At 66.1% G+C, this 23,556-nt stretch carries 27 protein-coding genes and 1 tRNA gene; 13 read left to right on the top strand and 15 right to left on the bottom strand.

Annotated features, from left to right (window positions below; all coding sequences use genetic code 11):
• Position 1: 1 nt before the first annotated feature.
• From QGV55_RS14205 to QGV55_RS14185, 5 genes are read right to left on the bottom strand one after another with little or no spacing between them, the layout of a single operon-like run.
• A complete protein-coding gene (locus QGV55_RS14205) occupies positions 2–325 on the bottom strand; it encodes an XdhC family protein (protein WP_281016130.1) in 324 nt (107 codons plus the stop codon).
• Positions 322–1,593, bottom strand: coding sequence for a VWA domain-containing protein (locus QGV55_RS14200; protein WP_281016131.1), 1,272 nt, complete (start codon positions 1,591–1,593; stop codon positions 322–324). The genes QGV55_RS14205 and QGV55_RS14200 overlap by 4 nt, the downstream gene beginning before the upstream one ends.
• Positions 1,593–2,528 carry a MoxR family ATPase gene (locus tag QGV55_RS14195; RefSeq protein WP_281016132.1) on the bottom strand — a complete coding sequence of 312 codons (936 nt, stop codon included), beginning with the start codon at positions 2,526–2,528 and terminating at the stop codon, positions 1,593–1,595. Before QGV55_RS14195 ends, QGV55_RS14200 begins: the two co-directional genes overlap by 1 nt.
• 54 nt (positions 2,529–2,582) lie before the next feature.
• A complete protein-coding gene (locus QGV55_RS14190; protein WP_281016133.1) occupies positions 2,583–2,741 on the bottom strand; it encodes a hypothetical protein in 159 nt (52 codons plus the stop codon).
• 9 nt (positions 2,742–2,750) lie between these two features.
• Positions 2,751–3,659, bottom strand: a complete 909-nt coding sequence (locus tag QGV55_RS14185; RefSeq protein ID WP_348637693.1) for an NAD(P)-dependent oxidoreductase — start codon at positions 3,657–3,659, stop codon at positions 2,751–2,753.
• A gap of 139 nt (positions 3,660–3,798) precedes the next feature.
• On the opposite strand from QGV55_RS14185, the gene QGV55_RS14180 reads away from it, so the two are divergent.
• From QGV55_RS14180 to QGV55_RS14170, 3 genes are all read left to right on the top strand, one after another.
• Positions 3,799–6,192, top strand: a complete 2,394-nt coding sequence (locus tag QGV55_RS14180) for a penicillin acylase family protein (RefSeq protein ID WP_281016135.1) — start codon at positions 3,799–3,801, stop codon at positions 6,190–6,192.
• An 87-nt stretch (positions 6,193–6,279) separates the two neighbouring features.
• Positions 6,280–7,182, top strand: a complete 903-nt coding sequence (locus QGV55_RS14175) for a DMT family transporter (protein WP_281019969.1) — start codon at positions 6,280–6,282, stop codon at positions 7,180–7,182.
• A 56-nt stretch (positions 7,183–7,238) separates the two neighbouring features.
• On the top strand, positions 7,239–8,684 hold the full coding sequence (locus QGV55_RS14170) for a mannose-1-phosphate guanylyltransferase/mannose-6-phosphate isomerase (RefSeq protein ID WP_281016137.1): 1,446 nt from the start codon (positions 7,239–7,241) through the stop codon (positions 8,682–8,684).
• Between the two features lie 5 nt (positions 8,685–8,689).
• On the opposite strand, the gene QGV55_RS14165 is transcribed toward QGV55_RS14170, so the two are convergent.
• Genes QGV55_RS14165 through cobD form a run of 3 tightly spaced genes read right to left on the bottom strand, consistent with a single transcriptional unit; the run spans position 8,690 to position 11,427 of the window.
• Positions 8,690–9,460: an enoyl-CoA hydratase-related protein gene (locus tag QGV55_RS14165; protein ID WP_281016138.1), complete on the bottom strand. Its 771-nt coding sequence runs from the start codon at positions 9,458–9,460 to the stop codon at positions 8,690–8,692.
• Between the two features lie 36 nt (positions 9,461–9,496).
• Positions 9,497–10,438: an adenosylcobinamide-phosphate synthase CbiB gene (cbiB, locus tag QGV55_RS14160; protein ID WP_281016139.1), complete on the bottom strand. Its 942-nt coding sequence runs from the start codon at positions 10,436–10,438 to the stop codon at positions 9,497–9,499.
• Entirely contained in the window at positions 10,435–11,427 is a 993-nt protein-coding gene (gene cobD / locus QGV55_RS14155; protein ID WP_281016140.1) for a threonine-phosphate decarboxylase CobD, read from the bottom strand. The genes cbiB and cobD overlap by 4 nt, the downstream gene beginning before the upstream one ends.
• A gap of 300 nt (positions 11,428–11,727) precedes the next feature.
• Here cobD and QGV55_RS14150 point away from each other — a divergent pair, with 300 nt between their 5' ends.
• Genes QGV55_RS14150 through cobM form a run of 7 tightly spaced genes read left to right on the top strand, consistent with a single transcriptional unit; the run spans position 11,728 to position 18,146 of the window.
• Positions 11,728–11,964, top strand: a complete 237-nt coding sequence (locus QGV55_RS14150; protein WP_281016141.1) for a DUF6732 family protein — start codon at positions 11,728–11,730, stop codon at positions 11,962–11,964.
• Positions 11,964–13,058, top strand: a complete 1,095-nt coding sequence (locus QGV55_RS14145; protein ID WP_281016142.1) for a sirohydrochlorin chelatase — start codon at positions 11,964–11,966, stop codon at positions 13,056–13,058. Before QGV55_RS14150 ends, QGV55_RS14145 begins: the two co-directional genes overlap by 1 nt.
• A 1-nt stretch (position 13,059) precedes the next feature.
• Positions 13,060–13,695: a precorrin-8X methylmutase gene (locus QGV55_RS14140; RefSeq protein ID WP_281016143.1), complete on the top strand. Its 636-nt coding sequence runs from the start codon at positions 13,060–13,062 to the stop codon at positions 13,693–13,695.
• Positions 13,692–14,906, top strand: coding sequence for a precorrin-6y C5,15-methyltransferase (decarboxylating) subunit CbiE (gene cbiE / locus QGV55_RS14135; protein ID WP_281016144.1), 1,215 nt, complete (start codon positions 13,692–13,694; stop codon positions 14,904–14,906). The genes QGV55_RS14140 and cbiE overlap by 4 nt, the downstream gene beginning before the upstream one ends.
• On the top strand, positions 14,903–15,598 hold the full coding sequence (cobI, locus tag QGV55_RS14130) for a precorrin-2 C(20)-methyltransferase (RefSeq protein WP_281016145.1): 696 nt from the start codon (positions 14,903–14,905) through the stop codon (positions 15,596–15,598). The genes cbiE and cobI overlap by 4 nt, the downstream gene beginning before the upstream one ends.
• Positions 15,595–17,391 (top strand): precorrin-3B C(17)-methyltransferase, encoded by a 1,797-nt coding sequence (cobJ, locus tag QGV55_RS14125; RefSeq protein ID WP_281016146.1) that lies wholly within the window; start codon positions 15,595–15,597, stop codon positions 17,389–17,391. The genes cobI and cobJ overlap by 4 nt, the downstream gene beginning before the upstream one ends.
• A complete protein-coding gene (gene cobM / locus QGV55_RS14120) occupies positions 17,388–18,146 on the top strand; it encodes a precorrin-4 C(11)-methyltransferase (protein WP_281016147.1) in 759 nt (252 codons plus the stop codon). Before cobJ ends, cobM begins: the two co-directional genes overlap by 4 nt.
• 65 nt (positions 18,147–18,211) lie before the next feature.
• Here cobM and QGV55_RS14115 read toward each other — a convergent pair.
• Positions 18,212–18,287: transfer RNA gene (locus tag QGV55_RS14115), tRNA-Glu, on the bottom strand.
• Positions 18,288–18,382: 95 nt separating this feature from the next.
• Between QGV55_RS14115 and QGV55_RS14110 the strand changes: the two genes are divergently transcribed.
• Positions 18,383–19,183: a hypothetical protein gene (locus tag QGV55_RS14110; protein ID WP_281016148.1), complete on the top strand. Its 801-nt coding sequence runs from the start codon at positions 18,383–18,385 to the stop codon at positions 19,181–19,183.
• Positions 19,184–19,210: 27 nt separating this feature from the next.
• Positions 19,211–19,600 (top strand): RidA family protein, encoded by a 390-nt coding sequence (locus QGV55_RS14105; protein ID WP_281016149.1) that lies wholly within the window; start codon positions 19,211–19,213, stop codon positions 19,598–19,600.
• A gap of 45 nt (positions 19,601–19,645) precedes the next feature.
• On the opposite strand, the gene QGV55_RS14100 is transcribed toward QGV55_RS14105, so the two are convergent.
• Positions 19,646–20,167, bottom strand: a complete 522-nt coding sequence (locus tag QGV55_RS14100) for a hypothetical protein (RefSeq protein ID WP_281016150.1) — start codon at positions 20,165–20,167, stop codon at positions 19,646–19,648.
• Between the two features lie 188 nt (positions 20,168–20,355).
• Between QGV55_RS14100 and QGV55_RS14095 the strand changes: the two genes are divergently transcribed.
• Positions 20,356–20,589 (top strand): hypothetical protein, encoded by a 234-nt coding sequence (locus tag QGV55_RS14095; RefSeq protein WP_281016151.1) that lies wholly within the window; start codon positions 20,356–20,358, stop codon positions 20,587–20,589.
• 13 nt (positions 20,590–20,602) lie between these two features.
• Here QGV55_RS14095 and QGV55_RS14090 read toward each other — a convergent pair whose 3' ends face one another.
• The 5 genes from QGV55_RS14090 to QGV55_RS14070 form a co-directional block, all read right to left on the bottom strand.
• Complete coding sequence (locus QGV55_RS14090) at positions 20,603–20,947, bottom strand: DUF4112 domain-containing protein (protein WP_281016152.1); 345 nt, start codon at positions 20,945–20,947, stop codon at positions 20,603–20,605.
• A 16-nt stretch (positions 20,948–20,963) separates the two neighbouring features.
• The gene (locus QGV55_RS14085) at positions 20,964–21,122 is read right to left on the bottom strand and encodes a YqaE/Pmp3 family membrane protein (RefSeq protein ID WP_281016153.1); all 159 of its coding nucleotides are present in this window, start codon (positions 21,120–21,122) and stop codon (positions 20,964–20,966) included.
• Positions 21,123–21,169: 47 nt separating this feature from the next.
• The gene (locus QGV55_RS14080) at positions 21,170–22,375 is read right to left on the bottom strand and encodes a CoA transferase (protein WP_281016154.1); all 1,206 of its coding nucleotides are present in this window, start codon (positions 22,373–22,375) and stop codon (positions 21,170–21,172) included.
• Between the two features lie 31 nt (positions 22,376–22,406).
• Positions 22,407–23,033, bottom strand: a complete 627-nt coding sequence (gene parA, locus QGV55_RS14075) for a ParA family partition ATPase (protein WP_281016155.1) — start codon at positions 23,031–23,033, stop codon at positions 22,407–22,409.
• A 97-nt stretch (positions 23,034–23,130) separates the two neighbouring features.
• Positions 23,131–23,550: a hypothetical protein gene (locus QGV55_RS14070; protein WP_281016156.1), complete on the bottom strand. Its 420-nt coding sequence runs from the start codon at positions 23,548–23,550 to the stop codon at positions 23,131–23,133.
• Positions 23,551–23,556: the final 6 nt, after the last annotated feature.

Here is a 23,556-nt window from a genome sequence, read left to right as displayed (position 1 = left end):
TCTATTCCAGCCGTTCGACGAAGACGGAGATCTTGCCGCCACAGGCCAGTCCGACTTCCCAGGCCTCGTCATTGCTGACGCCGAAGTCGAGCTGTTTCGGGGTGCCGCTGCGCATGATCTCCAGCGCTTCGGCCACGACCGCGCCCTCGACGCAGCCGCCGGAGACGGAGCCGACGAAGTCGCCGTTCTCCGCGATCGCAAGCTGGCTGCCCGCCGGTCGCGGGGCGGAGCCCCAGGTGGAGACCACGGTCGCCAGCGCGACCTTGCGACCGGCTGCCTGCCAGTCAGCGGCGCTCTGCAGGATGTCGCGTGTTTCGGTGCTCATGCCAGTTCTCCAGACCAGGTGCGGGCAGCTTCCAGACGACGCGGTCCCATGTCGCCCAGTGCTTCGGCAAGTTGTGACAGACTCTCCAGATTGTGGACCGGGCGGAAATCGTCAACATGCGGCAGGATCGCGCGGATGCCGCGTGCCTTCGGCTCGAACCCCTCGAACCGCAACAGCGGGTTCAGCCAGATCAGCCGCCGACACGACTTGTGCAGCCGTTCCATCTCCAGTTCCAGCCCGTCCCCGGCGTCCCGGTCCAGCCCGTCGGTGATCATCAGCACCACCGCCCCCTGGCCCAGCACCCGCCGCGACCAGAATCGGTTGAACTCCTCCAGCGTCGCGCCGATGCGGGTGCCGCCGGACCAGTCCTGTACCTGTGCGCCGATCCGCTCCAGCGCCACGTCGATGTCGCGGTGGCGCAGGTGGCGGGTGATGTTGGAAAGCCGGGTGCCGAACAGGAAGCTGTGCACCCGGTCGCGGTCGCTGGTCATGGCGTGCATGAAATGCAGCATCATGCGGCTGTAGCGTTCCATGGACCCGGAAATGTCGCACAGCACCACCAGCGGCGGATGACGTTCGACCCGCGCCCGATGCTCCAGCGGCATGGCATCCCCGCCGGACTTCATGATGGCGCGGAAGCTGCGGCGCATGTCGACCCGGCGACCGTTCGGCTTCGGCTGGAACCGTCGCGTCTTCACGTTCATCAGGGGCAGGCGCATCCGTGCCATGGCACGCCGCGCCTCCTCCATTTCCGTATTGGTCATGTCCTCGAAATCGCGGGTCTGCAGCCGTTCCTCGTCGGAGACGGTCAGGGTCGCGTCGATCTCGATTTCCTGCTCGCCGCTGTCGGGTGGTTCCTGGCGCGACTGCGGTGCCAGTGCCTCGGCGATCCGGCGCATGGTCTTCTTGCGCTCCGCCTCCTCCGATCCGTCGATGTCGGGGCGGACCTCCGGCAGCAGCAGCGACATCATCTTCTCGAGCAGCTGCGGATCGCGCCAGAAGATGTGAAACGCCTGGTCGAACAGTTCCTTCTGGTCGCGGCGGTTCACGAAGACCGAATGCAGGGTCCAGTAGAAGTCCTTGCGATGACGCAGCCCGGCGGTCTCCACCGCGCGGATCGCGTCCAGTGTCTTGCCGGGGCCGACCGGCAGCCCGGCAACCCGCAGCGCGCGGGCAAAATGCATGATGTTCTCCGGCAGCCGGCCGCCCTTCGGCCCGTCGGCCGCAGCCTCGCCGTCCGCCGGGGGAACCGGTGCCGAGCCGAACATCAGCCTGCCACCGCCTCCGCCCGCACCTGCTGCAGGATGCGCGACGCCTCGCTGCCCTGCATCTTCACGATGTCGTCCTGATATTTCAGGATCACGCCCAGCGTGTTGTTGATGGTGTCCGGGTCCAGGACAATGACGTCCAGTTCGGTCAGCGCCCGGGTCCAGTCGATGGTCTCCGCCACGCCCGGCTGCTTGAACAGGTCCTGCTTGCGCAGTTCCTGGATGAAACCGACGATCTGCTGGGTCAGCTGCTCCGGCGCTTCGGGGGCCTTGCGCCGCAGGATCTCCAGTTCCCGCGCCGCATCCGGGTAATCCACCCAGTGATAGAGACAGCGGCGCTTCAGCGCGTCATGGATCTCGCGGGTCCGGTTCGATGTGATGACCACCAGCGGCGGCTCGGGCGCCTTGATGGTGCCGATCTCCGGGATCGAGATCTGGAAGTCGGACAGGACTTCCAGCAGATAGGCCTCGAACGGTTCGTCCGTGCGGTCCAGTTCGTCGATCAGCAACACCGGTGCCGCACCCGGCTTCCCGTCCAGGGCCTGCAGCAGCGGCCGCCGGATCAGGAATTCCTCCGTGAAGATGCCCTTCGAGAGGCGTTCGCGATCCGTCTCGCCCGCCGCTTCCGCAAGCCTGATCTCCAGCATCTGGCGGGCGTAGTTCCATTCGTAGACGGCGGAGGCAACGTCCAGCCCCTCGTAGCACTGCAGCCGGACCAGCGGTCGGCCCAGCGTGGTCGACAGCACCTTCGCCAGCTCGGTCTTGCCGACACCGGCCTCTCCCTCCAGGAAGATGGGCCGTCCCATGCGCATGGAGAGGAAGGAAACGGTGGCGAGACTGCGGTCTGCGACGTAATCCGCCTCCGACAGCAGGGTCGCGGTCTCGTCGATGGAACTCGGCAGGGCACGGGGCAGGGCGCGGGGCGCATCACTCATGAAACAGGATCTCCGGCAGGCATTGTGGTCTTCGGGTTCTTCCGCGTGGCGAGGTCAGGCAAGCAACAAGGTATACAGCGTGACGGCGGCGACAAGGATCACGGCCCAGAGCAGGGGACTCATGCGCCCTGACTTTCGCCGGTTGCGCGCCGCATCCTCCGCCGCGCGCATCGACCGGGCCGTGATGTTGTCCTGATCTACTTCGTCAGACATGGGGCCTCTTCAGTCATAGCTCTTCTTCAGTTGGCGCAGGCGCCGGATCAGGCTGGAGGTGTCCCAGCGGCCACCGCCCATGGCCTGCACATCGCCGTAGAACTGATCGACGACAGCCGTGACCGGCAGGCTGATACCCATGCGCTTCGCCTGTTCGAGGCAGATGCCCAGGTCCTTGCGCATCCAGTCGACGGCGAAACCGAACTCGAACTGGTCGTCCAGCATGGTCTCGTAGCGGTTTTCCATCTGCCAGGACTGCGCCGCACCCTTGGAGATGGTGTCCACCACCTTGCGCCCGTCCAGTCCGGCGGACTGGGCGAAATGCAGGGCCTCCGACAGGCCCTGGACCAGACCGGCGATGCAGATCTGGTTGACCATCTTGGCGATCTGGCCGCTGCCGGCCTCTCCCAGCAGTTCACAGGCGCGGGCATAGGACATGATCGCGGGCTTCGCGGTGTCGAAATCCTTCTGCGAGCCGCCGCACATGACGGTCAGCACACCATTCTCCGCCCCGGCCTGGCCGCCGGAGACCGGGCCATCGACGAAGCCGACACCCTTGTCCGCCGCATGTGCCGCGATCTCCCGCGCCACGTCGGCGGAGGCGGTGGTGTGGTCAACCAGAACGGCACCGGCCTTCATGCCCGCCAGGGCGCCATCGTCACCCAGCACCACACTGCGCAGGTCGTCGTCATTGCCGACACAGACCATGACGAAATCCGCGCCTTCGGCCGCCTGTCTCGGCGTCCGGGCACTGTTGCCGCCATACTTGCCCACCCACTCGTCCGCCTTCGCCGCGGTGCGGTTGTAGACGGTTGTCTCATACCCCTTCTGCTGCAGGTATCCGGCCATGGGAAAGCCCATGACGCCGAGACCGATGAATGCTGCTTTCTGTGCCATGGTGCGATACCCCTGCCCGATGTTCCCTTTGCCCCATTCCTACACTGCGCGGCGGGGGACCGGAAGGCCTGCGAATCGCAGGCTGTGCGGTTGACGTGCACGGCAAAGGGGCCATGCTCGGGACTATGAGCGATTCGGGAATCCTGCGGCGGTAATTCAAATGAAGTGGCTCTGGCGACTGCTGTTCACCATCGTGCTGACGCTGGCCATCGCCGTGGTGGGTGTCTTCATAGCCGGTCGCATGTCGCTGCCCGAGTATCAGGGCACCGTCGCCCTGCGCGGACTGGAGAACACGGTACGCATCGTGCGCGACCGTTTTGCCGTGCCGCATATCCGTTCCCAGAACCGCGCCGACAGCCTGTTCGCGCTGGGTTACGTGCATGCGCAGGACCGGCTCTGGCAGATGGAGATGCAGCGGCGCATCGGGCAGGGGCGGCTTTCCGAGATCGCCGGGGAATCCACGGTTTCCACCGATGTGTTCCTGCGGACGCTTGGCGTCTACCGGGTGGCGGAGCGGACGGTGGAACGGCTGGACACCGAAACCCGCGCCCTGCTTGACGCCTATGTCGCGGGCATCAACGCGTTCCTGCAGAACCGGGACGGGCTGCTGCCCCCGGAGTTCCTGATCACCGGCATCGAACCGGAACCATGGCGGCCTGCCGACACGCTGGTCTGGCTGAAGATGATGGCCTGGAACCTGAGTGGCAACTGGGCCAACGAGGCACGGCGCGCGGCGCTCGCCACCCGTCTGAGCCCGGAACAGATCCGTGACCTCTGGCCCGACTATCCGTCCGATGGTCCGACCGCCATCCGCAGTCTGGCCAGTGCCATGCCCGCCGACTTCTGGTCGGACCTGGCGAAGCTGGACCCGTTCCCGCAAGGTCCGGGCACGGGGTCGAACAACTGGGTGGTCAGTGGCAGCCGCAGTGCCACCGGCAAGCCGCTGCTGGCCAATGACCCGCATCTGGGCCTGCAGACACCCGCCATCTGGTACTTCGCGGCCATGGATGACGGCACTGACGCCACCATCGGCGCCACCCTGCCCGGCGTTCCCTTCGTGGTGCTGGGACGCAACCGCCATATCGCGTGGGGGTTCACCAATACCTTCCCGGATACGCAGGACCTCTACATAGAGCAGGTCAACCCCGACGACCCGACGCAGTACCGGACGGAAGACGGCTGGGCCACGTTCGAGACGGTGCAGGAAGTCATCCGTGTCAGCGGCGGAGACGATGTGCCCATCACCGTGCGCAAGACACGGCACGGCCCGGTGATGTCTGACGTGACGGAGCGGCTTTCGGGCATCGCACCGGACGGTCATGTCGTGGCGTTCCGCTGGCATGTCCTGGATGACGATGAATTCTCGGTCCGGGCGGGTCTGAACACCCACACGGCCCGCAACTGGCGCGATTTCCGGGAGGCCATGCGCGACTTCACCGGTGCCCAGCAGAACATGGTCTATGCCGATGTGGCCGGAAACATCGGCTTCATCGCGGCGGGCAAGGTGCCGGTACGCGTGGACCAGTCCGACTGGCAGGGCATGCTGCCGGTGAAGGGGTGGGAGCCGGAAGCGGTGCGTGTCGGCTACATCCCCTATGACGCCCTGCCGCAGACCTTCAATCCGGCGAAGGGTTATGTCATCACGGCCAACAACCGCATCGTCGGTGACGATTATCCCTGGTTCATCACCAACGAGTGGGCGGCCCCCTATCGGGCGCAGCGGATCACCGACCTTCTGGAAGCACGGTCGATCCATTCGATCGAGAGCTTCAAGTCGATCCAGGCTGACCAGGTGTCACTGTTCGTGCGCCAGATGAAACCCCTGATGACGGCGATCGCGCCGGAGCGGGAGGATCTGCGGACCGTCGTGGCGGACCTGAAGCTCTGGGACGGCGACATGGATGCCGACAGGACGGAGCCGACGATCTTCGTCGCCTGGTATCTGGAACTGGTGCGCCAGCTGATCGTCGATGAGACCGGGGAGCAGATCGACCAGGTCTTCGGTTTCCGCCCGACCTTCGTTCACAACGTGCTGACCGACCGCAACGGGGCCAGCCGCTGGTGTGATGACGTGGCGACGGAGGGGGTGGAGAGCTGTACCCTGATCACCATGCGCGCGCTGGACCTGGCCATGGCCGGGCTGGAGATGCGGCACGGCAGCGACCGGGCAGACTGGCGCTGGGGCGACATTCACCGGGCGATCAGCCCGCACAATCCGTTCGGGCGCGTCGATCCGCTGAAACAGGTGTTTGATGTCTCGGTTCCCGTCGGCGGCGGGTCCTTCACCGTCAATGTGGCGCATGGGCGGCCCACCAGCCCGGAAGGTCCGATGACCACGGGGCATGCGGCATCGCTGCGCGCGCTTTACAATCTCGATAATCTGGATGCGTCGCTCTACATGCATTCCACGGGGCAGTCGGGGCATCTGCTGTCGCCGCATTACGACGACTTTGCCGAACGCTGGCGGCAGGTGGACTACATCCCCATGTCACTGCGGGCAGAGGATATCGAACCCGGCGCGATCGGTACGCTGGTGATGCAACCGCTGCGGTAGGTTGCCAAGGGTCGGCACTGTTCCGAAGCACCCTGTCATACCTGCCAGCCCGTTCCCAAACGGTGCGGCTTGCTCTATGCAGCACGCATGAGTTCCGCGCCCAACACACCGACCGCGACACTGGCCACGACCGTGCTGATGCCGGCACTGTTCGTGTTCCTGTGGTCGACCGGTTTCATCGGCGGCAAGCTTGGCCTGCCGCACGCGGAGCCGATGACATTCCTCGCCATCCGCTTTGCCATTGTTGCGGCCGGACTGACGCTGGTCGCGCTGGTGTTTCGTGCCGCCTGGCCCCGGGACTGGCGGCAGATCGCGCATCTGGCGGTGGTGGGCATCCTGCTGCACGGATTCTATCTCGGCGGCGTCTTCGCGGCGATCCATGACGGGGTGGAGGCCGGAACCTCGGCCCTGATCGTCGGCATCCAGCCGATCCTGACCGCCATTCTCGCCGGGCCTGTGCTGGGGGAGCGGGTTACCCGCCGCCAGTGGGCCGGGTTCCTGCTGGGACTCACCGGCGTGGGGCTGGTGGTGGAGCAGAAGCTGGGGCTGGGTCTCGGCACCCCGTTCGGCATGGGCCTCTGTATCGTCGCCCTGTTCGGCATCACCCTGGGAACGCTGTACCAGAAGCGGTTCTGCACCGCGATGGACCTCAGGACCGGCAATGCCATCCAGTTCGGGGCGGCTTTCCTGATGACCACGACCATGGCCTTCATCTTCGAGACCCGTGAGGTGGACTGGACGCCGGAGTTCATGATCGCGCTGGCCTGGCTGGTCATCGTCCTGTCATTCGGGGCGATCACGCTGCTGATGGTGCTGATCCGTCAGGGTGCCGCCTCCCGGGTCGCCAGCCTGTTCTTCCTGGTGCCGCCCTCCGCCGCCCTGATCGCCTGGCCCCTGTTCGGCGAGACTTTCGGCATTGTCGCGATTGTCGGGATGGTACTGGTTGTCATGGGTGTCGCGCTTGTCAATCTGTCGCCGGTTCGCCAATGATCGGCGTGTCGCCCTGACCTTCCTTCGCCTGACCCAGAGCAGCAAGAGGCTCCATCATGTCCGCCCCTGAAGACCAGCGCATCTTTCCCGTCCTGCTGTCCGGCGGTTCCGGCACGCGGCTGTGGCCCCTGTCGCGCAAGCTCTATCCGAAGCAGCTTCTGGCACTGGGCGGTGAAGCGACCATGCTGCAGGAAACGGCGCTGCGCCTGCCGGAGGACGGCAGCCTGCGTGCCCCCATGGTGATCTGCAACAATGACCACCGCTTCATCGTGGCCGAGCAGCTTCACGCCATCGACCGCGCGCCGCTGACGGTGATGCTGGAGCCCGTGGGCCGCAACACGGCCCCCGCCGCCGCCGCCGCCGCGCACTACTGCGGCGGGCTGGACAGGGACGCGATCATCGTGCTGCTGCCTGCCGATCACGTGATCCTGGACCGCGAGACCTTCCGCGCCCGTCTGGCGGAGGCGATCGCGCTGGCCGATCAGGGCCACATCGTTACCTTCGGCATGCGCCCCGACGGTCCCAATACCGGCTATGGCTACATCCGCGCGGGGGAACATCTCTCCGGCGACGCCCACAAGGTGGCGCGGTTCGCGGAAAAGCCGGATCTGGCAACGGCGAAGGAGTATGTCGCCAGCGGCGAGTATCTATGGAACAGCGGCATGTTCGTGGCGCGCGCCGACATCCTGCTGGGAGAACTGGAGAACCTGCGCCCCGACATACTCGGGGCCGTGAAGACGGCGGTCGACAAGGCGGAGCCGGATCTTGATTTCCTGCGCATCGACGCGGATGCCTTCGCCGCCTGTCCGGCCGAATCCATCGACATCGCGGTGATGGAGAAGACGGATCGCGCCGCGGTCATCGCCTGCGACTTCGGCTGGTCGGACATCGGGTCGTGGTCGGCACTCTGGGACGTGGGGCAGACGGACGCCAACGGCAATGTCACCTTGGGCGACACCATCCTGCATGATGTCCACAACAGCTACGTCCGTACCGAGAACGCCATGGTCGCCGCCATTGGCGTGGAGAACCTGGCCATCGTGCAGACGGCGGATGCCGTGCTGGTGGCGCACCGCGACCGGGCGCAGGACGTCAAGATCGTGGTCGACCGGCTGCAGCAGGAAGGCCGGGCCGAGCACGAGACCCACGTGCGCCATTACCGGCCATGGGGGTTCTACGAGACCCTGGACGAAGGGCCGCGGTTCCAGGTGAAGCGCCTGATGGTCAATCCGGGGGCAGAGCTTTCACTGCAACTGCATCATCATCGCGCCGAGCACTGGGTGGTCGTGTCCGGCACCGCGCGGGTGACGCGCGGGGAGGAAAACCTGCTGCTGTCGGAGAACCAGTCGACCTATATCGCCGTCGGCATGGCGCACCGGCTCGCCAACCCCGGCAAGGTGCCGCTGGAGGTCATCGAGATCCAGTCCGGCAGCTACCTGGGCGAGGATGATATCGTCCGTCTGGACGACCCCTACAACCGGGCCGCCCATGAGACGAAGTAGGCTGCTCAGGCACCCTTGAAGACCGGTCGCCGCTTCTCCTGAAATGCCTTGAAGCCTTCGACCCCGTCGGCGGCCTTGCAGGCTTCGTCCTGTCCGCGCGCTTCCTCGGTCAGGGACGCATCCAGGTCGAGATCGTCACGCAGGATGCGCTTGGAGATGGCGAAGGCCTTTGTCGGTCCGGTGGCGATGTGGCGGGCCATCTTCAGGACTTCTTCCTCCAGCGCGTCGGGCGCGAAGGCGTGGTTGATCAGGCCCATGTCAGCCGCTTCCTGCCCGGAAATCAGGCGGCCCGTGTAGATCAGTTCGAAGGTGCGGTGGGTGCCTATGCGCTGCTGCATGTGGTAGTGGCCGCCGGAGTCGAGGATGCAGCCGATGTTGCGGAACGGACTGCCCAGCACGGCATTGTCCGCAGCCATCTGGATATCGCAGGCGAAGGCCAGGCCGAAGCCGACACCCAGGCACGGCCCTTCGATCAGGGCGATGGTCGGGATGTCCAGCGCGCGCACGGCCAGCAGTACCGGGTGGATCACGTCGCGCAGCAGCGCCTCATTGTCATCGCTGGCCGGATCGGCTCCCGCAATGTCACGCCCCGCGCTGAATGCGCCGCCCGCCCCGCGCATGATCATGCATCGTGCGCCCGCGTTCTCCACGGCCTCCAGACAGTTCACCAGTTCCGCCAGATCCTCCGGGCGCAGGCTGTTCTTCGCCTTTGGCCGGTTGAGCGTGATGGTGGCGACATCGCCATCCATGGCCCAGAGCACGGTCGCTTCGGTCATTGCTGTCTCCCCTTGTCCGATTGACCGGCATTCTGCTCAGAGCAGCAGGCCGAGGACAAGCACCAGCCCGAGGCCGAGGAAGAAGGCGCGCCAGACATGTCCGACGGCGCGGCGGATGTCACCCGCGCCAGCGGTCCTGCGTCCTTCCGGGTTCATCCATGGGTCATCGACGGTCGTGCTGCCATATCGGCGCGGGCCGGCGAGCGCGAGACCCAGTGCGGCGGCCAGTGCCGCCTCCGGCCAGCCTGCGTTGGGGGAGCGGTGACGCGGGGCGTCGCGCCAGACGGTCCCGGCCTTCTCCGGCATCATGGCAACGGCCAGAAACAGCAGCGCCGTCAGGCGAGCCGGGATCAGGTTCATCAGGTCGTCGAGCCGCGCGGCGGCCCAGCCAAAGGCCTGATGCCGGGGGGTGCGGTGACCGATCATCGAGTCCGCCGTGTTCACCAGCTTGTAGACCATGATCCCGGGCAGGCCCGCGACGGCGAACCAGAATGCGGGGGCGACGACACCGTCGGAGAAGTTCTCCGCCGCCGATTCGATTGCGGCGCGCGCCACACCGGCCTCGTCCAGGCTTTCCGGGTCGCGACCGACGATACGCGCGACCGCGGCGCGTGCTTCGGGCAAGGACGCTTCCATGGCGTCGGCGACGTCGATGACGTGGTTCGTCAGGCTCCGCTGCGCCAGCAGGATCGCGGCCCCGAGCATGGCCAGCAGCCCGCCGAAGGGCAGGTTCTCGATCAGCGTGCCGAGCAGGCCAGCGCCGAGCACCAGTATGACCATGGCCAGGATGCCTGCCCGCCGCCGCTCCGCCTGGCTGTCGTCCATCAGGTTCATGCGCCGGTCCAGCCAGCCGATTGTGCGGCCGGCGATCACGACAGGATGCGGCATCCGCTTCCAGAGCCAGTCCGGTTCCCCGAACAGCGCGTCGAGCACCATCGCCCCGGCCAGCAGGAACAGCAGCCCTTCCGATTCCATCATGTCACCCCCTGTGACAGGGCCTGTTCCAGTCGCCCGAATGCGGCGTCGGAAGCCGGAAGGCCGAAACGGATATGGCCCGGCCAGTCATCGAATATCCGGGTCCAGATCCGCGCCCGGGCGAGGGTCTCATGCAGGGCAGCGGCGTCAGGCGCTTCGGCTGTCTGGAACAGGTCGGTGCCGGAAAGTCTGTCCAGCCCCGCCGAGGCAAGCATTTCCCGCAGCCGCAACGTCTCGCGCGACAGGGTCTGTTTCATCTCGGCGATCCAGCGGTGATCGTTCAGCGCAGCAGCCCCCAGGTGCAGGGTGGGCCCCGCCACCGCCCATGGTCCCAGCAGGCGGCTGATCCGTTCCATTGTTTCAGGCGCACCAACCGCGAAGCCAAGACGCAGTCCCGCCAGACCGAAGAACTTGCCGAAGGACCGCAGCACCACGACATTCGCGGGCAGGGGAAGGCGACAGAGACTGTCGTCCTCCGTCATGTCCATGAAGGCTTCGTCCACGATCAGGGTGCCGACGCGCACTGCCAGGTCAATCAGGTCACTGCTGGCGGTCCGGTGACCGTCCGGATTGTTCGGGTTCACGCAGACCACGGTCCCAACGTCGGGCGCTGTCGTGACCTGCCAGCCTGCATCGGCAAAGACGCCGCGATGCTCGTTGTAGCTGGGGTGCCGCACTGCAACCCGATCGCCGCTGGCCAGCCGCGGCATCAGTTGAATCAGCGCCTGTGTGCCGGGTGCCGCGACGATGCCGTTCGACGGATGCAGGCCATAGACCCGACGCGCTGCATCCAGCAGCCGGTCCTGCGCCTGGTGGTCGGGCAGGGTCTGCCAGACTGACCCGGGCATCGATTGCAACGCCTGCTGCAGCGGCCACGCATGGGGATTGATGCCGGTCGAGAGGTCGATCCATTGCGCGCGGGATCCGCCGTAGCGTGCCGCCGCCCGGTCCAGATCGCCCCCGTGGGCACGTGTTTCAGCAGCTTGAGCCATGGCGCTGTTCACCACGCGCACCGCGTCCGGTCAATGCGAAACGCGTCTGTCGCGGGGCAGGATTGAAACATCGGATGTCGCCTTTCGCATTGCAGTGCAGCACGCGGAGCCGTAGGTTCTGGCCATGGATAGCGCCCCGGAGTCGAATCCGCGAAGGGGCTGAAACGATTTCGGTGGCGGTCGACCCAAACCGGGGACCAGGCCCGAACTGTCCGGTGGAGTGTCAGGGATTGCACCCCTTGGGTGCATGTCCCCCGTCGTTGCCATCCGGTCGCAATGCAACGAAGGAGGAGCAGTCCGATGCGCCTTGTCCTTGGACCCATTTCCGTCCTTTTCATGCCCTTCGGCGCAATGGCCCATGTCGGTCATGTCGGCGAACTGGCCGGTCACAGCCATTGGGTCGGCGTTGCCGCCGTGGTCGGTGCCGCAGCGGTCGCGGCCATTGCCGCAAAGCTGCGCAAGCGGGGCGAACGCGACGGTCAGGAGGCCGAATCCGAGGCCGAAGGCGGCGAACAGACGGCTGAGGAAGCTGCCTGATGTCCATCGATGACGCTGCGCGCCTGCCCGAAGGAACCGGCATCATGGTCTGTGGCCATGGCAGTCGTGATGAACGTGCCGTTGCCGAGTTCGCGCAGGTGTCGGCCCGGCTGCGTGACCGCTTTCCCGGCCTGCCGGTGGACTACGGCTATCTGGAATTTGCCCGCCCGATCATTCGCGACGGTCTCGACAATCTGCTGGCGCAGGGCGTGAAACGTATCCTGGCCGTGCCGGGCATGCTCTTCGCTGCCGGGCACGCGAAGAACGACATTCCGTCTGTCCTGAACACCTACGCCGCGCAGAACGACTGCCAGATCGACTATGGCCGTGAACTGGCGGTCGATCTGAAGATGCTGCAGGCCGCGGGCGAGCGGGTGTCGCAGGCCGTGGCAGCAGCCAATGCGGAACATGGTGAACTGCCGATGCATGAGACCATGCTGGTCGTCGTCGGGCGCGGTTCCTCCGACCCCGATGCCAACAGCAATGTCTCCAAGGTCGCGCGGATGCTGTGGGAGGGGATGGGCTTCGGCTGGTGCGAGACAGCCTATTCCGGAGTCACCTTCCCGCTGGTCGCACCCGCGCTGGAGCATGCAGCCCGCCTCGGCTATCGCCGCATCATCGTCTTTCCCTATTTCCTCTTCACCGGAATCCTGGTGGAGCGGATCTACAGCTACACCGACGAAGTGGCCGCGAAGCATCCGGACATCTGCTTCGTGAAGGCCGGGTACCTGAACGACCATGAGCGGGTGATCGACACCTTCGTGGACCGGGTGCACGAGATCGTGGACGGCCGGAACCTGATGAACTGCGGCATGTGCAAGTACCGCGCGCAGGTGCTGGGTTTCGAGGCCGAGGTCGGACTGGCGCAGGAGAGCCACCACCATCACGTGGAGGGGATCGGATCCGGGGAAGCGGATACGGCCCATGGTCAGGCGCACGATATTGATCACGCTCACGGCCATGACCATGACCATGACCATTCGCATGACCACGACCATAGTCACGGGCATGGGCATGATCATGGACATCATCATCACCCCTACCCGCACGCCGATCATCCGCACGGACCGCGCAGCATGAAATCCGGGGGATGAGGTGACGCCGCTCGATTACGAGCGTGACCCGGATGCGATCTACCGTCAGTCCTTTGCGACTGTCGCTGCCGAAAGCGACCTGAGCCACCTCGCCCCTGCCATGCATCCGATCGCGACCCGTCTGATCCACGCCTGCGGCATGGTCGGCATCGCCCCGCATATCGTCTGTTCCGATGATGCGGTCGCGGCCGGGCTTGCCGCACTGCGCGGCGGTGCGCCGATCCTCTGCGATGCGCGGATGGTGGAAATGGGGATCATTCAGCGACTCCTGCCGTCTGCATCGCCCATCGTCACCACCCTCAACGACCCGACGGTTCCAGGTCGCGCCCGGGAGATCGGCAACACCCGTTCCGCCGCTGCGGTGGAACTGTGGCGCCCCCATCTCGACGGTGCCATCGTCGTCATCGGCAATGCGCCAACGGCGCTGTTTCACCTGCTGGAACTGCTGGACGTCGGCTGGCCGAAGCCCGCGCTGATCCTCGGTTTTCCGGTCGGATTTGTCGGTGCCGCCGAATCGAAGGCGGAACTGGCCGCGAACCCGCGCGGTGTTCCTTACATGACCTTGCTTGGCCGACAAGGGGGCAGCGCCATTGCCGCCGCCGCGGTCAATGCGCTGGCCGTAGAGGCCGGGCGATGAGTGTCTGGCTCCACGTCATCGGCATTGGCGAGGACGGCGTGGATGGCCTTTCCGCCGCCGCCCGGTCGCTGATCAACGATGCTGAAACCGTCTTCGGCGGCGCGCGGCATCTGGAATTGCTGGGGCCCCTGGCTGAGGGCCGCGAAACGCGGGCCTGGCCACGGCCATTCCGGGCCGGAGTGGCGGAACTGATCGGGCACAGGGGCCGCCCCACCGTCGTCATGGCCAGCGGTGATCCGCTCTGGTTCGGTGTCGGTGCCCGGCTGATGCAGCATTTTCCGGCATCGGAGGTGACTTTCCTGCCCGTGCCGTCGTCGTACAGCCTTGCCGCCGCCCGCATGGGCTGGCCGCTTCAGGATACCGCCTGCATCAGCATGCATGGCCGCCCGGTCGCCGCGCTGGCACTGCATCTGGCCCCCGGCGCGCGCCTGCTGTGTCTGACCAGCGATGCGCAGACGATCCATGACGCCGCCGGTGTCCTGCGGGGGAACGGCTATGGCGAAAGCCGGATGACAGTGCTTGGCCATCTGGGTGGTCCGGATGAGTCCCGACATGAGATGACTGCGCAATCCCTGCCCGATGCAGGCAGCCTGCCCGCCCTCAACGTACTGGCCATCGACTGCCGGCTGGCGCCGGGCAGGGTGCCGCTGTCCCGCACGGCGGGCCTGCCCGACGATGCCTTCGAGCATGACGGCAAGATGACGAAGCGGGAAGTCAGGGCGGTGACGCTGGCGCGGCTTGCCCCGCAACCGGGTCAGCATCTCTGGGACATTGGTGCTGGCTGTGGCTCGGTCGCCATCGAATGGCTGCGGTCTGCCGCATGGATGCGGGCCACCGGGCTGGAGCCACATGCTGAACGCCGGGCCATGGCCGCCCGCAACGCGGTGACACTGGGGGTGCCTGGGCTGGACCTGCGTGCCGACCCTGCGCCCGATGGCCTGTCGGATCTGGATGCGCCCGACGCGGTCTTTGTCGGCGGCGGGGTATCCGACCGCGCCGTGCTCGACGCCGCCTGGCAGGCGCTTTCGCCTGGCGGACGGCTGGTGGCGAACGCGGTGACGGTGGAGGGGCAGGCCGTACTGACGGCGCTCTGGCAGGAACGAGGCGGCGACCTCGTGCGCCTGCTGGTGGAGCGTGCCGGGCCGGTGGGCGAGATGCATGGCTGGCGTCCTGCCATGCCCGTGATGCAGTGGGCGGTGATCCGGGCATGAGCGGAACCCTTTACGGTGTCGGTGTCGGTCCGGGCGATCCGGAACTGATGACCTTCCGGGCCTGGCGGATCATTGCCGCCGCCGATGTCGTCGCCTTCATTGGCGCCGACGGGCGCGCCTCCCGCGCACGGGCGACCGCGCAGGCGGCGATCCGTGCCGCGTCCGAGCTGCTGGCCATCGACATGCCCATGCGCGCGGACCCGCAGGCCGGGCAGGCGGCCTATGACGGCGCTGCGGCGCAGATCGCGGCCCGCCTGAGTGCCGGTCGGAACATCGCGTTCCTGTGTGAAGGCGACCCTTTGCTCTATGGCTCCTTCATCTACCTGATGGCGCGGTTGCAGGCGGACTTTCCGGTCGAGGTGGTGCCGGGCCTGCCGTCCTTCGTCGCCTGTGCGGCAGAGCTCCGGCAGCCGCTGGCGCGGCGCAGCGAGAGCTTCGGCATCGTGCCCGGAACCCTTCCCGACGCGGAACTGCGGCACCGGCTCTCGGCCCTCGATTCCGTGGCAATCATCAAGGCCGGGCGTCATGCCGGGCGCATCGGGCGGGTGCTGTCGGACCTGGGACTGCTCGACCGGGCCTTGGTGGTGGAGGAAGTCTCCACCGACCGGCAGACGATCCGACCCTTCACGGCGGATCAGGATGTCCTGCCCTATTTCGCGACCATCATCATTCCTGCAGGGGACGCGGCATGAAACCGGCCATTGTCATTCTTGATCCGGCTGCGCTGCCGCTGGCGCGGCGCATCGCGGCGGCGACCGGGGGAGAGGTCCATGGCCCGGCCGGGCGTGCCGGGGCGGACAGTACCTTCACCAGTGTCATGGAACGCCTCGACAGCCTGTTCCGGGCGGGGGTTCCCATCATCGGGATCTGCGCGGCGGGCATCCTGATCCGGGGCGTCGCGGCCTGCCTGTCGGACAAGCGTCAGGAACCGCCGGTGATCGCGGTCTCCGCCGACGGGCACCATGTGGTGCCGCTGCTTGGTGGCCATCACGGGGCCAACGCGTTGGCGCAGGATGTCGGTGCGGCAACAGGCGGTGAAGCGGCAATCACGACGGCGGGCGAAACACGTCTGGGGCTGGCGCTGGATGCGCCGCCGTCGGGCTGGTCCCTCGCCAACCCCGAGGATGCGAAGGGGGTCATGGCGCGGCTGATCGCCGGTGGTGGCGCGCACATCATCGGCGAATGGCCCTTCGATCCCGTACCCCGACCGCCGGAGGGCGAGGATGTCGTGCTGATGGCGACGGAGCGCGCGGCGGAGGGGGGCGCGACCATGCTGGTCTATCACCCGCAGCGATTCGTGCTGGGTATCGGCGCGGCGCGCAATTGCCCGACCGACGAGCTTGAAACCCTGCTGGCGGAAACCCTGCAGGAGGCGGATCTGGCACCGGGCGCCCTGGCCTGCATCGCGACACTGGATCTGAAGGCGGATGAACGCGCCATTCTGGAGGTGGCGGAGCGACTCGGCCTGCCAGTCCGGCTGTTCGATGCCACGACGCTGGAGCGGGAGACGCCGCGCCTCGCCAACCCGTCGGACGTCGTGTTTCAGGAGGTCGGGTGCCATGGCGTGGCAGAGGCCGCGGCGCTGGCAATGGCCGGCGAAACGGCCAGCCTGATCGTGCCGAAGCGCAAGAGCGCCAACGCCACCGTTGCCATCGCGCGGACCGATGATTTCATCGACCCGGTTTCCGCTGGCCGGGCGCTGGGGCACCTGCATGTCATCGGCATCGGCCCGGGGATGAGTGACTGGCGCACACCGGAGGCCGGACGTCTGATCGCGGCGGCGGATGAGGTTGTGGGCTATGATCTCTACCTCGATCTGGTGGCCGGACTGGTGTCTGCCGCCAAACGCACGACCTTCCCGCTGGGGCAGGAGACGGAGCGCTGTGCCTATGCGCTGGAACAGGCGGGGAAGGGGCGCAGGGTTGCCCTGATCTCCTCCGGTGACGCGGGGATCTACGCCATGGCGGCGCTGGTGGAGGAACTGGTGGCCGATGGTCAGGTCTCCGATGCGGCGTCGCGGGTGCCGGTGACGGTCGCACCTGGCATTTCCGCCCTGCAGGCCGCGGCGGCACGGATCGGCGCGCCGCTGGGACATGATTTCTGCACCATCTCGCTCTCGGACCTGCTGACGCCCTGGAGCGCCATCGAGGGCCGGGTGCGCGCGGCGGCGGAGGGGGACTTCGTCATTGCCTTCTACAATCCGGTCTCCCGCCGTCGGCGCACCCAGCTTGCGGACGCCCGCGCCATCCTGCTGCAGCACCGCCCCGCCGACACGCCGGTGGTGCTGGCCAGCAATCTCGGCCGGGTGGAGGAACAGGTGCGAGTCACCACGCTGGCTGACCTGCGGGTCGATGATGTCGACATGCTGACCCTGGTGCTGGTGGGCGCCAGCAGCACCCGGACCCGCACCGCGCAGGGCCGCACAAGGGTCTTCACCCCACGCGGCTATGCCGCCAAACGCCCGCTGGAGGGGCAGAGCACATGACGGTTCATTTCATTGGTGCCGGTCCCGGTGATCCCGAACTCATCACGGTCCGCGGGCTGCGGCTGATTCAGGAATGTCCTGTCTGCCTCTATGCCGGGTCACTGGTGCCGGAGGCGATTGTCGCCGCCGCACCGGAGGGCGCGCGAGTGGTCGATACCGCACCGCTGCATCTGGATCAGATCATCGCGGAGATCGCGGCAGCGCACGAGAAGGGGCAGGACGTCGCCCGGGTGCATTCGGGCGACCCCTCGCTCTATGGCGCGACCGCCGAGCAGATGCGCCGTCTCGATGCGCTGGGCATTCCCTATGACGTGGTGCCGGGGGTTCCGGCCTTCGCCGCCGCCGCCGCCGCGCTGAAGATGGAACTGACGGTGCCGGAGGTGGCGCAGACAGTGGTGCTGACACGCACCAGCATGAAGGCCTCCGCCATGCCGCCGGGGGAGGACCTGGAGACCATCGGCAGGACCGGCGCGACCCTGGCCATCCATCTGTCGGTCCGCAACATCCGGGAGATCGAGAACCGCCTGATCCCGCTATATGGCGCGGATTGCCCGACGATCATCGCCTATCGCGTCGGCTGGCCGGACGAGCAGTTCATCCACGGCACCCTCAGCACCATCCGCCAGAAGGCCCGCGACGCCAAGATCACCCGCACCGCCCTGATCCTGGTGGGTCCAGCCCTGGGCGCCAGCAGCTTCCGCGACTCGGCGCTCTATGATGCAGAACACGCACACGTCCTGCGCACGGGGCGCTGAAGTCGTTGATCGTACTGGGAGAAATGTCGTCCTGATCCGGCGACTGGAAGTCGCGGGCGGCAGATTGGTACCCCGTAGGGGAATCGAACCCCTGTTTCCGGCGTGAGAGGCCAGCGTCCTGGGCCACTAGACGAACGGGGCGTGACCAAGCTCAGGTGGCGTCTTCTATCGCTTTGAATGGCTTGCCGTCAAGCGGTGGTCTTGCGATTGTCGCTGCCGCCACATCCGGGGGACACATGGGACTCAATCCGAAATACTGGCCGCGCCGCCAGCGCTTCATGGTGGGGCTGATCGTCGTGATCATCCTTTCCATCATCATGACGCTCTACGACTGGAACCGGCGTACCCGCTTTCCCAATGACGAGCGGCTGATGAGCTTCTTCGAGGCGACCGTGCTGACGGGACCGGCCGGCGATCTGGTGGAGGCCGTGCCCTTCACCGGGCCCGTGGTGCTGTGGTTGCCGGAACGGGTGGAGACAGACGGGGGAGAGGTCGCGACCTATCCGGTGGTGATGGAGGTCGACCGTTCGCTGAAGTACTTCGCCGCGGTCACGGGGCTGGATTTCTTCCGGACAGAGAACCGCGCCGAGGCCGCGATCACCTTTGACTTCGAGTTTGATGGCAAGGGCCCCGAGCGACGCACGACCCGGCGGATCGCCGACGGATTGACCAGCGGCGCTGCCGTGACCATCGACATCGCACGGGTGGCGGAGGGGCATGACAGCCAGTGCGTCAGCCTGAAGGATGGCTGCGTCGGTGACGAACGGGTGCTGCAGTCGATCCGGGCGCTGGTGTTCTCCGGACTGGTGGAGGCGCTGGGCCTGCAGCAGCGCCCGCGCCGGGGTGCCAGCGTGCTGCGGGGCGACCCCTGGCCGACAGGCTATGACATGGCGGCGCTGGGCCTGCTTTATCATCCGAAGGTGCTGGAGGCGGAGGGGCCGTTCGACAAGCTCGCCCGTGCCGGAGAGGTGGTGGAGGAATGGCCCGATTTCCCACGCATCGACAAGTTCTACGCCTATCATGGCCTGCGGGAGTGACAGGTCAGCACACAGGGAGATCCAAGCATGCCCAACAAGTCCATTGTCCCCGACACCATTGCCAAGCCGGGCAGTCGCTACAGCCACGGCATCGAAGTCGCACCGAATGCCCGCTGGGTCTATGTCTCCGGCCAGGTCGGCTGGAGTCCTGACGGCCGCATCGAGGAGGGTATCGAGGCGCAGACGCGCCGGGCCTTCCAGAATGTGCTGGCGGTGCTGGCGGAGGCCGGAATGGGTGCAGAAGACATCGTCCGTCTGAACAGCTACCTGACGGATGCGGCGGATGTGCCGAGGTTCCGGGCGGGGCGGGATGCGGTCATGGGCGATGCGATGCCGGCATCGACCCTGGTCGTCGTCGATGCCCTGATCCATCCGGACCTGAAGGTCGAGGTGGAGGCTGTCGCCGCAAAGGCGTGACGCGCTCGGCCGGTCCCTGGTCCCCGCGCCGGACGGACGTTCCGGTCAGTGGGCGACGATGGGCCTGGAGTGGAGGGCCAGGGCGAGGTGCGTGATCTCGCCTGCCGGGTTGCCGAAGGGCATGCCGACGGTCTCGTAGTGCATCAGGCGACGGAACAGCAGGATGTTCTCGGCAATGTCGATCGTGGGCTCATTGCGTTGCGCCGCATGAATGCAGAATTTCTCGATGTTCTTCCGGTGCATTTCCGACGGATAGTCATCCAGGTACAGGCCTGTGAGATCCTTGCCGCAATTGCGCGCAGCCAGTGTCGAGTGGACACGGTAACGGAAGCGCCAGGGATTGCGTTCGACCTCCATCATGTTCAGTGAGCCGACCATGTAGCTGAAATCGCAGATATCGAAACTGCGATAGTCCGGGACGCCGGGACCGGTCCTGAGCCGGTACCAGTCAGCATGGGCACGCCTCAACAGCTCCGATTTCAGGGCCTCCGGCTTCAGGTTCATCGCCAGACGCTGCTCGATGGACGGATGGGCCGTGTCCTCGACCTGGGACTGGTCCGCGGGCATCAGGACTTGTTCCGGTGCTTGGGTCTGCGTGCGTGCAAGGGATGCTCGGTTCGTTGGTCAGTCGGGCCGGTCAGGATGACCGGAAGTCGTCCCCACCGCAATATGGGTGACGAAACGCATTGACGATCGGTTAAGGAGGGGTGTGGCACTATCCGCCAGGGTCATTCAGTGACGGGAAGGTTGGACCGGTGCGTTCTCACGATGCCCGCGAGGTTCTGCTGGAATATGTGGAGATGAACGGCAGTGTCCGTGCCTGCGCCATTGATGTCGCAACAGGCACGGAAATCTGCATCGTTGGTCCGGCATCGGCTGGCGAAGCGGAACTGCGCCGGAACGCGCTGGCGCGTCTGGACTATGTCCTGCGGCAGAAGTCGGAGCCCCGGACAGGACCGCTGGACCGGCGGCCGGGTCTTCTGGTCTGAAGGGCCGCGGGACTCAGCGGCTCAGCCAGTTCCGCAGCAGGTCGATATTTCGGATGTTGGCCTTGAAGGCGATGTCGAAGATGTCACCGAGAACCGGCACCGACCCGACCACGAAATCCAGTGCCACATTGACCAGCATCTGCAGGATGATCGACATCGGCGCGCCGAGCATCCTGGCGCGCAGCACCACATAGAGGCTGGCAAGCAGCATCAGGCTGTCGCCGATCCCGGGCACGAGGCCGATCAGGCCATCCAGCCCGATGTGAATCCGGGTGCCGGGTATTCGGATGCTGTTGTCGAGCAGGGTTGCCAGTCGATCCAGTCGCTCGAAATCCCTGTCGCGGTCTCTCGCACTCATCCCGTGGATATCCCGCTCAGCGCCGGGCAATGATCCAGATCGCATGCACGATGCCGGGGATGTAGCCACAGAGTGTCAGCAGGATGTTGAGCCAGAAATGCAGTCCGATGCCGACCTGCAGGAATACCCCCAGCGGCGGCAGGATGACCGACAGAATGATGCGGATGATGTCCATGAGATGAAGCCTGTTCCAAAATGTATTTGGGAAAGTGAGTGTCCGGTTCAGTTCTTGTCGGACCTGGTGATCTTGCGCGCATGCAGATCTCTCAGTTGCGTATCGTCAAACGCAAGCACCTCGGAGAGCACGCTATCCGTATCAGCACCGAGATGGGGCGCAAGACCCGAAATGCCAACTGTCGCATTGGTGAACCGGAACGGCGTGTTGACCACCTTGTGCCGGCCCATCGCATCCTCGATCTCCACAACGGACCGGCGTGCGGCAAGTTGCGGATTTTCAAGAGCTTCAGCGGGCGTGAGGTACTTGTTGCAGGGGCATCCGGCGGCGTCGATCCGTTGCGCGGCCTCGGCTGCGGTCAGTGGCGCCGCCCAGGCCTCGACTTCGGCGATCAGCTTCGGCCAGTTCTGCATCCGGGCCAGAGGTGTGGCGAATCGGGGGTCCTGCATCCAGTCCAGCCGTTCACAGGCACGGGCCATGGCCTCGAAGTTCTTCGCCGTGACCGGCGCGACAACGATATAGCCATCGGCACAGGCAACAGGGTCGAAGACCGGCACCTTCAGTTCCGGGTCCGGGAACTGAGCCTCCTGCAACTCGAACGGCATCATGTTCATCAGCCCGGCCAGCAGTTCGACGTCCAGATGGTCGCCCTTGCCGGTGATGGATCGCTGGCGCAGCGCTGCCAGAATGGCAATCAGGGCGTGGGTGGCGCCCAGCGCGTCCGCCGAAAGGTTCCGTGACCTCTCCGGCTTCTCCCGCCCGCGCTGATACCGGAATTCGCCCATGGTGAAACCGCTGGCCGCATTGATGATCGGCGCGAAGGCAGGCCGCGCGGTATCCGGGCCGGTCTGTCCATAGCCCGAGATCGAACAGTAGATCAGGCCCGGATTGCGCTGCTGCAGCTCCGGGTAGCCCAGTCCGAGGCGGGTCATGACGCCGGGCCTGAAGTTCTCGACAAAGACATCGGCACTGGCGATCAGGTCGCGGGCGATGGCCAGGCCTTCTTCCTGTTTCAGGTCCAGGACCACGCTCTTCTTGCCCAGGTTCAGCTGGGTGAAGAACCCGCTCTGCCCGTTCACGACGGGGGCGGCATTGCGCATCGTGTCGCCGTCGGCGGGTTCGATCTTGATGACCTCCGCCCCCATGTCGGCCATCAGTCGCGTGGCGTAGGGGCCGGCGACGAAGGCTGTGAAGTCGATCACGCGAATGCCATCCAGCGGCCTCGGCCCGCTGCCATGTGCGGCATCGATCATTGTGGTCCTCCCCCTGTTGCATGCGGCTGCTTCAGCCCGGCAGCATTTCCCCGGCCAGTGCCGTGATTTCCTGTGCTGCCAGCCCTCTTGGCTGTGCCTCCGTGACGCCAAGCCCTTCCAGCAGACTGGCGGCGAAGGCCTGGCGGTTGCCAAGGCTCTGGTGCGCCACTGTCAGTCCATCGCGTGCGATCATCTCCCGGATCTGGTCAGCCAGGCGTCCGCGTGACGGCAGGCGATTGAGCACAAGCGTGAAATCCTTGGTCTCGCGCCGGGCCATGTCGATGGTCTGACGGGCGGCCCAATAGTCCATGGGACTTGGCTGGATCGGCATCAGCACCTTGTCGGCGGCGCGCATGGCGACTTTCGAATCGGTTTCGCCGTGTGGCGGGCTGTCGATCAGGACAAAGTCGAAGTCGCGACCGAGCCGCTGGACTTCCGCGCCCGATCGCCAGCCGGAGACCTGGCGCAGCGCGATCCCGCCGTCGTTGCCGAGATTCCTGACCCGTGCCGCATGCCAGGCGGAAAGGCTCTGCTGCGGGTCGATATCCATGATCGCCACGGCATTGCCCCGCTGGGCCAGGACCACGGCAAGATGAACAGCGAGCGTCGTCTTGCCTGCGCCACCCTTCTGCTGTGCGATGATGATTGTCGTGCCCACGCGATGCGCCCTCTGAAGGAATCAGTTGGTCAATCATACGTTGGGCCGCACCCGAGTGCCATTGTCGCGCAGCAGGCCTCCCATGTTCCGGCGCAGGCTATTCTGTGGGGGTGGCCTCGGCCTGCGCGTCCGGCTCCGGTTCGCTCTTCGCGACCTCTTCGGTCGCAGTGTCCTCGGCCTCCTGCTCATCCGACTCCTGCTCATCCGCCTCTGATCCTGCGAGCGGTTGCGGGGCGGTTCTCCTGTCGATGGGAGCCAGCACTGCACGATCACTTGTGGCATTGCCGAAGGGATTGCTGGTCCGGTAGCAATCGACCGTGCCGAGCGTACGGTAGCATTGCAGGTCCATCTGGTGGCGCGCATCGATGCAGGCACGGGACTGGCGGCCCGCGGCATCGCAGACTTCCCGCGCATAGGCCACCTCCGTTGCCGTGCGCGGGGTATCGCGCAGGCCGAACGGATCCTTGCCGCAGGCGGCAAGCAAGAGGAACAGTGTTATGGCGACGCTACGATGCATGCGTTC

Source organism: Minwuia sp. IMCC3009 (assembly GCF_029909415.1).
Classification (GTDB): Bacteria; Pseudomonadota; Alphaproteobacteria; order Minwuiales; family Minwuiaceae; genus Minwuia.
The sequence above is the reverse complement of the archived record's forward strand: the minus strand, read 5'-3'. Positions and strand labels throughout refer to the sequence as shown.